Genomic DNA, 9,440 nt, shown 5'->3' on the forward strand with positions numbered 1-9,440 from the left:
TGAGGCCGCCATGCGGCCTCTGGGGAACCAGTGCTGAGGAATGAAACTGGAATGAAGGGGCAACTGGACTGCCGACCGTAATTACGGCGGCGGAAAACAAACAGGAGGTTCTATGTTTTCGCTTGCGAAATTAGTAAAGCCTGCGCTCGGCCTGCTGGCCGGCTTCACGATGATGGCGGCGGCCACGACCCTTGCGGCCGCCGATGAAACGCGGGTGGTGTTCGTCACCCACGGCCAGAGCGGCGACCCCTACTGGTCTGTGGTCAAGAACGGCATGGACGATGCCGCCAAGACGCTGGGCGTCAAGGCCGAATATCTGGCGCCCGAAACCTTCGACATGGCCAAGATGGCGCAGATGATCGACGCCATCGCGGCCTCGAAGCCGGACGGCATGGTTGTTTCGATCCCCGATGCGGCGGCCCTTTCGGCTCCGGTCAAGAATGCCATCGCTGCCGGCATCCCGGTCATCATCATCGATTCCGGCGGCTCGAAACTCACCCACGACCTTGGCGGCCTGCTGTTCATGGGGCAGGATGAGTTCCAGGCAGGCGTCATGGCCGGCGAGCGCATCAAGGCGCTCGGCCTCACCAAGGCGGTCTGTGCCAACCACGAGGTCGGCAATTCGAGCCTCGACGACCGCTGCGCCGGCTTTGCCAAGGGTCTGGGCGTCGACGTACCGGTGATGAACGGCGTCATCGACCCGACCGAAATGAAGAACCGCGTGATCGCCTACATGACCGCTCATGCCGATACACAGTTCATTCTCGCCGTCGGCGCCAGCGGTGCCGAACCGACGCTGGCCGCGCTCGATGAATTGGGCCTCTCCGGCAAGGTGAAGACCGGGACGTTCGATCTTTCGCCGACGATCCTGCAGGCCGTCGTCGCCGGCAAGATGGAGTGGGGCATCGACGCCCAGCAATATGCCATGGGCTACATCCCGGTCGCGATGTTCGACCTCTGGAAGAAGTACAAGATCATGCCGATCGCCGACTATCCGACCGGCCCCGGCTTCGTCACCAAGGACACTGCCGCCTCGGTTATCGAGCTGTCGAAACTCGGCAAGCGCTAGAACTGGCGGCCGGGGCCTCGCCCCGGCCTCTGCATTTGTGAGGGCAACACAGCCATGGTTTCAGAGATTCGCGACGAGCGGGTCCGGTCGGTTTCACGCCTGAGCCGCCTGTTGAGCAGGCCGGAACTTGGCGCGGCCGCCGGCACCGTTCTGGTCTTCGTGTTCTTCGCCATCATGGCGGGGGGCACGGGACTGTTCAGTGCCAAGGGCATCATCAACTTCCTCGAAGTCTCGGCCCAGCTTGGCATTCTCGCCGCCCCCGTGGCTCTGCTGATGATCGCCGGCGAGTTCGATCTGTCGGTCGGCTCGATGATCGGCTTTGCCGGCATCCTCATCGCCATCCCCGCCGTGTTCTGGGGTTGGCCGATCTGGCTTTCGCTGCTGTTCACCTTCGCCGTCTGCGGCGGCATCGGCGCGCTCAACGGGCTCGCCGTCGTCCGGACCGGATTGCCCTCCTTCATCGTGACGCTCGGCAGCCTGTTCATGCTGCGCGGCCTGACCCTTGGCCTCACACGCGGCATATCAGGGCGGACCCAGGTGTCGGGCGTGCACGAACTGGCGCAGAACGATCCGCTCAACAGCCTGTTTTCGGGACAGGTGTTTTCCGGCCTGATCGCCTGGCTTTCGAACATCGGCCTGATCGGCAAACGGGCCGACGGCCTGCCGTCGATATCAGGCATTCCGGTGTCGATCGTCTGGTGGATCGTGCTGACGATGGCCTGTACCTGGCTGTTGACGCGCAGCCGCTTCGGCAACTGGATCTTCGCCGCCGGCGGCGAAGCCAATGCCGCGCGCAATCTCGGCGTGCCGGTGGCGCGCACCAAGATCACGCTGTTCGTCATGACCGCGATGGCGGCCGCACTGTTCGCGGCGATCCAGGTCTTGGTCACCGGCTCGGCCGACACGCTGCGCGGCACGCAAAAGGAATTCGAGGCCATCATCGCCGTCGTCATCGGCGGCACGCTGCTCACCGGAGGCTATGGATCGGCCGTCGGCGCCATGTTCGGCGCCCTGATCTTCGGCGTGGTGCAGATGGGCATCTTCTACACCGGCATCGACACCGACTGGTTCAAGCTGTTCATGGGCGCCATGATGGTCATCGCGGTACTGTTCAACAGCTATGTGCGCAACCGCGCCATGAGGAGCCGGTGATGGCCGAGCCCTATGTCGAACTGAAGTCGGTCAGCAAATATTTCGGCTCGGTCGTGGCACTGAAGGACGTGTCTTTCGATGTCTGCCCCGGCGAGGTGCATTGCCTGCTCGGCGACAATGGCGCGGGCAAGTCGACGCTGATCAAGACATTGTCGGGCGTCTACACGCCAGACGAAGGCGAAATCCGCGTGCAGGGCAAGCCGACACGGTTTGGCTCGCCCGCCGATACGCGCAACAGCGGCATTGCGACCGTCTACCAGGACCTGGCGCTGGTGCCGCTGATGAGCGTGGCGCGCAACTTCTTCCTCGGGCGCGAGCCGATGCGCAAATTCGGGCCGATCAGCCAGTTCGACGCCGACTTCGCCAACCGCACCGCCTATGACGAGATGTCGGCGATGGGCATCCAGCTGCGCGATCCCGAACAGCCGGTCGGTACGCTGTCGGGCGGCGAACGGCAATGTCTTGCCATTGCGCGTGCCGTCTATTTCGGCGCCAAGGTGCTGATCCTCGACGAGCCGACATCGGCGCTGGGCGTCCACCAGGCATCCGTGGTGCTGAAGCTCATCGTCCAGTCCAAGGCGCGCGGCATCGGCGTCATCTTCATCTCCCACAACGTTCACCACGCCTATGTCGTCGGCGACCGCTTCACGCTGTTGAAGCGCGGCCGGAGCACCGGCACCTACGCCAAAGGCGAAATCGACCGCGACCAGCTGCTCAAGTTGATGGCAGGCGGCAAGGAACTTGTGGATCTGGAACAGGAACTGGCGAAGTCGGCCAGGAATGGGCCGGCTTGAGGCACGGCGCTGGCCTGAAACGGAGCATTCGCCTCTCGTCTACCCCAGCGTAAGCTTGTTATTGTGCAGTGCAGCAACGATGTTGCTTCAAGTGCATTGTGCTCGGGCTTCCGCCATTCCGGCGGTCTAGGATCTCGATTTGCGGAACATCTCAGATACGATCGCTCGCCTTTCGGCCATGCGAGGCCGGCCGGTATTTTCCCAACCGGGCCATCTCGACAGCCTGTCCGACCTGGCGGCGTTTGGGTCCAATCCAGGCGCCTTGCGGGTACGCTTCTACGTTCCTGAGAACTTGCCGCGTGGAGCAGCGTTGGTCGTCGTCTTGCACGGCTGCACGCAGACGGCCGCTGGTTATGATCACGGAGCTGGCTGGTCGCGCCTGGCAGCCGAGGAAGGCTTTGCGGTGTTGCTGCCCGAACAGCAGCGCGCCAACAATGCCAATCTCTGCTTCAATTGGTTCGTGCCTGAAGATGTCACCCGCGATCGCGGTGAAGTGCTCTCAATCCGCCAGATGATCGAGGCCATGGTGACGAAGCATGGCCTGGACCGCCGGCGCGTTTTCATCACCGGTCTGTCCGCCGGCGGCGCCATGGCGGCGGCAATGTTGGCAACATATCCGGAGGTGTTCGCCGGCGGAGCAATCATTGCGGGCATTGCTTATGGCAGCGCATCGACGATCCCGGAAGCTTTCGATCGCATGCGTGGCCATGGCGGCCCGTCCAAGTCGGAACTCCAGCGGCGTCTGGCGCAGGCGACGTCACACAAAGGGACATGGCCTAAGATTTCGATCTGGCAAGGCACGGCCGACCACACGGTGGCGCCGGCCAATGCGGACTCCCTTGTCGCCCAATGGCAGGGCGTTCATCGCGTTGGTGCGAGCCCTGTTCGAAAAGAGACCGTCGATGGACAAACGCGGCAGGTCTGGTGCGACGCCGATGGCCATGAGGTGATCGAAAAATACACGATTGCCGGCATGGGCCATGGCACCCCCTTGAAAACGGGAGGTGAGGACGGCTTGGGCCATGCCGCACCGTTCATGCTGGAGGTTGGGATATCGTCGACGAGACGTATGGCGGCCTTCTGGGATCTCGCAGACCGGGGTACACGAGGGAAGGCGAAGTCCGCCGCTGCCTCGCCCGATCCTGCGGCAGGCACGGCCTTGCGCCCACATAGTGCGCCCGAAAAGTCGAGGCCGGTGCGGGTCGAACCTGCCGAACAACCGCGGCCGGAAGGTTCACGCGCTTCTGCTGCTTCAGGCATTGGCAAGACTATTGAAGATGCGCTTCGTGCAGCCGGCTTGATGCGCTAGCCAAAGGTCTGTTGGGCAGAATGGCCCCGCCGCCTGTCGGCAGCGGGGCCCTGTCGATCAAACTCGGTTTACATCGCGAGCGCCGTCGCGGCCGATTTCGTTCGAGCGGTAGTTCTCCGCGTCAGGGTCGAAGCCGGTCCAACCATCGGCCTGGTATTCGCCGCGCCGTGCTTCCAGGTCAACAGACGCAGCCTGTCCCAGAATCCTTTCCGCCTCCGGCACCAGCTGGTCGTCGACCTTGGCTGTGACCAGCGTGCCGCCGCGACGGACGCCCTCGGCGTAGACATGGGCATCATTCTCCGGGACGCCGGAATCGGTAAGCGCCCCGACGATGCCACCAGCCGCACCGCCAACAACGGCACCGCCAACGGCACCGACGGCAGTGGCAGCCAGCCACCCGGCAGCCACCACCGGACCGACACCTGGAATGGCCATCAGGCCAAGTCCGGCGAGCAGTCCACCGGCGCCGCCGATCGCGGCTCCCAGCCCAGCCCCACCGGCAGCGTCGTCGGCGGCCTTGGACCCGTTATTGTCGTGCTGATTGTCCGAATTGCTGGAAACGATGCTGATGTCGTCACGCGCGATACCGCTGGCTTCCAGTTCGCCGACGGCGTCAGAGGCATCATCATAGTTGTCGAATAGTCCGGTTACGGTTTTCATGGTTTTGATCTCCTGGATTTCGGTTCAGTTGGTGCCGGCAACAACGTTGCCCTGGTAGTCCAGAGCGACTGCCGTGGTTTTGCCGCCCTTCGTTGCCTGGCCACGCCAAATCCCTTGGTCATCCTTGGCTAGTTTGGAAACGTCGGAGAAACCGGCGTCCTGGATGCGACCTTTGGCTTGGTCCTCGGTAAAGCTGTTGGCGCCGGGAACCGGAGCGGAAGGGTTCGCGGTGTCGGTCGTGGTCACGGCCGGAGTCGTCGAGGTCGTGGCGGCCGATTTGTCAGCCACTGTGGAAGCGATCTTCTCGATCATCTCCTGGTGCATCTTGAGCGTCGGCACCGTCTGCTGGGCGAACGTCTTGAGCTCGGCGTTGTCGCCATCTTTCGCGTAGCTCTCGAACAGCGTCACGGCATCGGTGTGCGCGTCGCGCTGCATCTGGACATAGGGCGCGTCGATCGGATCCTTGCTGTTCTGCAAAGTGTCGACATCACCCTTGTGCTTGGCGTCGAGTTCCTTCGGGACTGTCAGCTTCTGCTCGCCGGCGATTGTCTCCAGCTTGGCGTTGGCGGCGCCGTGGTCATCGATCATCTTGCGAGCGAAATCCTTGACGCTCTGATCCTGCACCTTGGCTTCGGCGACCTTGCTGGAATCGACCTCGAACATACCGCCGGCAGCGGCCTTGTTGACGAAGTCCTGTGCGCTGTCGGCGGCGAGTGCAGGCAGAGCGAAAGCCATGGCTGTGGCTGTGGCCAGTGAGGCCAGGAATAGGCGAATTTTCATTGCGAAGATCCTTTTCATGCACACATGTGCTGTGGAGCTAACCTGCGCCTGATAGCTTTGTTCCGGATGGTCAGAGATAATCTGGCGGTGACCGGCTTCGGTTTTGTCCAGCGAGGGCTCGCGCTGAAAATTGCGGTGTGCGAAACTGGTTGGCGAACGATTTTTACTGACAGGTCCCCCTCTTGCATTGGCGTCAGCTCTGGTGGACCTGGAACAGGACTGGCGAAGTCGACCCAAAAAGACACCGGCACAGGCATTGCAAAAGAACCGGTTCAGACGAACCAAAGCCCGTTTCTGTTCGGCCGCCGGCAATGGCGATGCCGGAAATGTGTACGAACCGTGTCCCTACTTGCGGATCGTCCCTCCCCTATAATCTTGACGAGCAAATCGGTGGCTTGACCGATTTCACCGTCATGCAGGGATGGAGACATGCTCACTCTTACAATCAACGGACAGTCCCGCACGATCGATGTGCCGGGAGACATGCCGCTTCTTTGGGTGCTGCGCGACCATCTCAATCTGGTCGGCACCAAATATGGCTGCGGCATCGCCCAATGCGGCGTCTGCACGGTGCATGTGGCCGGCAAGCCGGTGCGTTCCTGTCAATTGACCGTCGGCGATGTCGGCACCCGCGCGGTCGTCACCATTGAAGGCATCGGCGGCACGCCCAACGGCGCCAAGGTGCAGCAGGCCTGGATGGAAGCCGCGGTGCCGCAATGCGGTTACTGCCAGGCCGGCCAGATCATGTCGGCCACGGCGCTGCTGGATGCGAACCCGCAACCCGACGATGCCGACATCGACGCGGCGATGGCTGGCAATCTCTGCCGCTGCGGCACCTATATCCGCATCCGCCGGGCGATCAAAAGCGCCGCTGCCAAATCGGCCTGACCATGAAGAAGATAATCGGCATCGTCGTTGCGGTCATTGTCGTCGTCGCGCTTGGTTTCGCGGGCTGGCTTTATCTTGGCCGCGATCCGATGTCCTTTGCCGCCGGCTCGACCGTGGCGCTCGCGGATTACCATGGCGCCGATGTCACCGGCGTTCCCGCTGAGCTTGCCAGTGCCGATCTGGTGAAGCGCGGCGAATACCTTACCCATGCCGCGGACTGCCAGGCTTGCCACACCGCTCCGGGCGGCGCGCCTTTCGCGGGCGGCTTTGCCTTCAACATGCCGTTCGGCACGATCTATTCCACCAACATCACGCCGGGCAGAGAGACCGGTATCGGCAACTACAGCGACGCCCAGTTCCTCGCGGCCGTGCACAAGGGCATTCGCCCCGACGGCGCAAAACTCTATCCCGCCATGCCCTACAGCTCCTACACCTACATGACTGACGCCGACGCGCTGGCCATCAAGGCCTATCTCTTCACGCTGGCGCCGGTAAACGCACCCGCCAAACCCAACCAGCTTTCCTGGCCTTTCAGCCAGCGCAGCCTGGTGGCGGTGTGGAACGTGATGTTCAATCCCGACGAGCGCTTCCACCCCAACACCAGCCAGAGCCCGCAATGGAACCGGGGCGCCTATCTTGCCGAGGCGATGGGCCATTGCGGCGAGTGCCACACACCGCGCAACCTGGCTTTTGCGCTGGACAATCACGGCAAATTCGCCGGCGCCCTCACCGCCGGCTGGCGCGCCTACAACATCACCGGCGACAGCGTTTCGGGCATTGGCGACTGGAGCGACGAGGATCTCACGTCCTATCTCTCCACCGGTCATGCCAACGGTCATGGCGGCGCCGCCGGCCCGATGGGTGAAGCCACCGACGACAGCCTGAGCTATCTCGTGCCGGACGACACCCGTGCCCTGGTGACCTATCTGCGCAGCATACCCGCCCATGCCAGCGACCTGCCGCGCACCGTCACGACCGCTGCGCCAGCCTCTTACAAGGAAGGCGTGGTGGCGGATGCCAATTCACGTGGCGAAAAGATCTTCGCCGGCGCCTGCGCCTCTTGCCATGACTGGACCGGTGTCAGCCCGGTCACCGGTTTTGCCACGCTGACCGGCGTGCGCGCGGTGAACGATCCCAGCGCCACCAATGTCGCGCAGACGGTCGTCAACGGCGTCAACCGCAAGACCGCTGACGGCACGATCTTCATGCCGGCCTTCGGTGCTGGCTATTCGGACGACGACATCGCGGCTGTCGCCAATTACGTCACCGCCCGGTTTGGCGCCAAAGACGCTGACCTGACAGGCAAGGATGTGAGCGCCCTGCGACAGCAGGCGGCGCAGCAGTCCAAGGAGGCCCCCAATGGCTGACACGCACTTTGCCCAGTCCGATGCCTACCTCTCGGCGCTGATACGCGAGGTCGGCTCGGTGCCGCCTAGCGCGCCGATGACCATGGGACGGCGGACATTCTTCAAGCTGGCCGGCGCGAGCGCGGCAGGACTTGTGCTGGGCTTTCAGCTCGGAGGCGCAGCAGCGTTCGCGGCTGATTTGGCGAATGTCGACACGCCTGATGTCAAGGACCAGGCGATGAACGCCTTCATCCGCATCGCTCCCGACAACACGATCACCATCTATTCCAAATGCCCTGAGATCGGCCAGGGCATCAAAACCTCCTTCGGCGTGATCGTCGCCGACGAACTCGATGCCGACTGGAACCATGTCGTCATGGAGCAGGCCGACATCAATCCCAAGGTCTATGGCAGCCAGGGCGCGGGTGGTTCGACCTCCATCCCGCATGCCTGGGACCAGTTGCGCCAAGCCGGCGCCGGCGCCAAGGCAATGCTGATCGCAGCAGCCGCCGCGCAGTGGCTGGTGAATCCCTCCCAGATTACCGCCAGGGATTCCGTCCTGACCCATGCCGCCAGCGGCCGGTCCGCAACCTATGGCTCGCTCGCCGCCGCGGCGGCGAAAATGCCGGTGCCCGATCCCAAGAGCCTGAAGCTGAAGAGCCGCGCCGACTACCGCCTGATCGGCAAGCGCTATCGCGGCGTCGACGATCCCAAGGTGGTCACCGGCAAGCCGCTGTTCGGCATCGATGTCCAGCTTCCCGGCATGGTCTATGCCACCTACACCAAATGTCCGGCGGCGGGCGGCAAGGTCAGGTCCTTCAATGTCGACGAGATCAAGGCACAGCGTGGCGTGCTCGACGCCTTCGCCGTCGACGGCACCGGCATGATGGTCGAAGTGATGCCGGGCGTGGCCATCATCGCCAAGGACACCTGGAGCGCTTTCCAGGCCAAGGACAATCTGCAGGTGGATTGGGACCTGAGCGAAGCATCGAAAGACTCCACATCGCAATTCTCGGCCGAGGCCCGCAAGCTGGCGACCAGTTTCCCGCTAAAGCTCGACGACAATGTCGGTGACGTCGACAAATCCTTCGCCGATGCCGCCAAGACCGTCGAGGGCTATTACGAATATCCCTTCGCCGCGCATGTGCCGCTGGAGCCGATGAACACCACGGCGCACTGGCATGACGGCGTGATGGAAATGTGGGTGCCCACCCAGCAGCCCGATCGCGGTCTGCCGCTGGTCGCTAAGGCGGCAGGCATCGCGCCGGAGAAAGTCGTGATGCACCAGACCCGCGTTGGCGGCGGTTTCGGTCGGCGGCTGGTCAACGACTATGCCTGCGAGGCCGCGGCCATCGCCAAAAGGGTCAACGCCCCGGTCAAGCTGCAATGGACCCGGGAAGACGATTTCGCCCACGATTTCTACCGGCCCGCCGGCTACCATC

At 63.2% G+C, this 9,440-nt stretch carries 9 protein-coding genes; 7 read left to right on the forward strand and 2 right to left on the reverse strand.

The features are described 5' to 3' along the window. Positions 1-112: 112 nt before the first annotated feature. The 4 genes from AC1DX0_RS08485 to AC1DX0_RS08500 all read left to right on the forward strand — a co-directional run bounded on the left by AC1DX0_RS08485 (position 113) and on the right by AC1DX0_RS08500 (position 4,324). Positions 113-1,069 (forward strand): rhizopine catabolism ABC transporter substrate-binding protein, encoded by a 957-nt coding sequence (locus AC1DX0_RS08485; protein ID WP_477223433.1) that lies wholly within the window; start codon positions 113-115, stop codon positions 1,067-1,069. Positions 1,070-1,123: 54 nt separating this feature from the next. After that, on the forward strand, positions 1,124-2,221 hold the full coding sequence (locus tag AC1DX0_RS08490) for an ABC transporter permease (protein WP_477223434.1): 1,098 nt from the start codon (positions 1,124-1,126) through the stop codon (positions 2,219-2,221). Beyond that, positions 2,221-3,015 (forward strand): ATP-binding cassette domain-containing protein, encoded by a 795-nt coding sequence (locus AC1DX0_RS08495; RefSeq protein WP_477223435.1) that lies wholly within the window; start codon positions 2,221-2,223, stop codon positions 3,013-3,015. The genes AC1DX0_RS08490 and AC1DX0_RS08495 overlap by 1 nt, the downstream gene beginning before the upstream one ends. Before the next feature lie 139 nt (positions 3,016-3,154). Then, complete coding sequence (locus AC1DX0_RS08500; RefSeq protein WP_477223436.1) at positions 3,155-4,324, forward strand: extracellular catalytic domain type 1 short-chain-length polyhydroxyalkanoate depolymerase; 1,170 nt, start codon at positions 3,155-3,157, stop codon at positions 4,322-4,324. 57 nt (positions 4,325-4,381) lie between these two features. On the opposite strand, the gene AC1DX0_RS08505 is transcribed toward AC1DX0_RS08500, so the two are convergent. Together AC1DX0_RS08505 and AC1DX0_RS08510 are read right to left on the reverse strand one after the other, a co-directional pair. Then, a complete protein-coding gene (locus tag AC1DX0_RS08505; RefSeq protein WP_477223437.1) occupies positions 4,382-4,984 on the reverse strand; it encodes a general stress protein in 603 nt (200 codons plus the stop codon). Positions 4,985-5,008: 24 nt separating this feature from the next. Next, a complete protein-coding gene (locus AC1DX0_RS08510; RefSeq protein ID WP_477223579.1) occupies positions 5,009-5,764 on the reverse strand; it encodes a DUF4142 domain-containing protein in 756 nt (251 codons plus the stop codon). Between the two features lie 429 nt (positions 5,765-6,193). Here AC1DX0_RS08510 and AC1DX0_RS08515 point away from each other — a divergent pair, with 429 nt between their 5' ends. The 3 genes from AC1DX0_RS08515 to AC1DX0_RS08525 all read left to right on the forward strand — a co-directional run. After that, positions 6,194-6,652, forward strand: a complete 459-nt coding sequence (locus tag AC1DX0_RS08515) for a (2Fe-2S)-binding protein (protein ID WP_477223438.1) — start codon at positions 6,194-6,196, stop codon at positions 6,650-6,652. A gap of 2 nt (positions 6,653-6,654) precedes the next feature. After that, positions 6,655-8,019, forward strand: coding sequence for a c-type cytochrome (locus tag AC1DX0_RS08520; RefSeq protein ID WP_477223439.1), 1,365 nt, complete (start codon positions 6,655-6,657; stop codon positions 8,017-8,019). Continuing rightward, the coding region (locus AC1DX0_RS08525; protein ID WP_477355007.1) for a xanthine dehydrogenase family protein molybdopterin-binding subunit at positions 8,012-9,440 on the forward strand (1,429 nt) is incomplete at its 3' end. The genes AC1DX0_RS08520 and AC1DX0_RS08525, both read left to right, overlap by 8 nt.

This window comes from Mesorhizobium sp. P3_A9 (assembly GCF_056402975.1).

Coding starts and splice junctions, on each gene's coding strand:
- AC1DX0_RS08485 (WP_477223433.1), top strand. CDS start 113: ATGTTTTCGCTTGCGAAATTAGTAAAGCCTGCGCTCGGCCTGCTGGCC.
- AC1DX0_RS08490 (WP_477223434.1), top strand. CDS start 1,124: ATGGTTTCAGAGATTCGCGACGAGCGGGTCCGGTCGGTTTCACGCCTG.
- AC1DX0_RS08495 (WP_477223435.1), top strand. CDS start 2,221: ATGGCCGAGCCCTATGTCGAACTGAAGTCGGTCAGCAAATATTTCGGC.
- AC1DX0_RS08505 (WP_477223437.1), bottom strand. CDS start 4,984: ATGAAAACCGTAACCGGACTATTCGACAACTATGATGATGCCTCTGAC.
- AC1DX0_RS08510 (WP_477223579.1), bottom strand. CDS start 5,764: ATGAAAATTCGCCTATTCCTGGCCTCACTGGCCACAGCCACAGCCATG.
- AC1DX0_RS08515 (WP_477223438.1), top strand. CDS start 6,194: ATGCTCACTCTTACAATCAACGGACAGTCCCGCACGATCGATGTGCCG.
- AC1DX0_RS08520 (WP_477223439.1), top strand. CDS start 6,655: ATGAAGAAGATAATCGGCATCGTCGTTGCGGTCATTGTCGTCGTCGCG.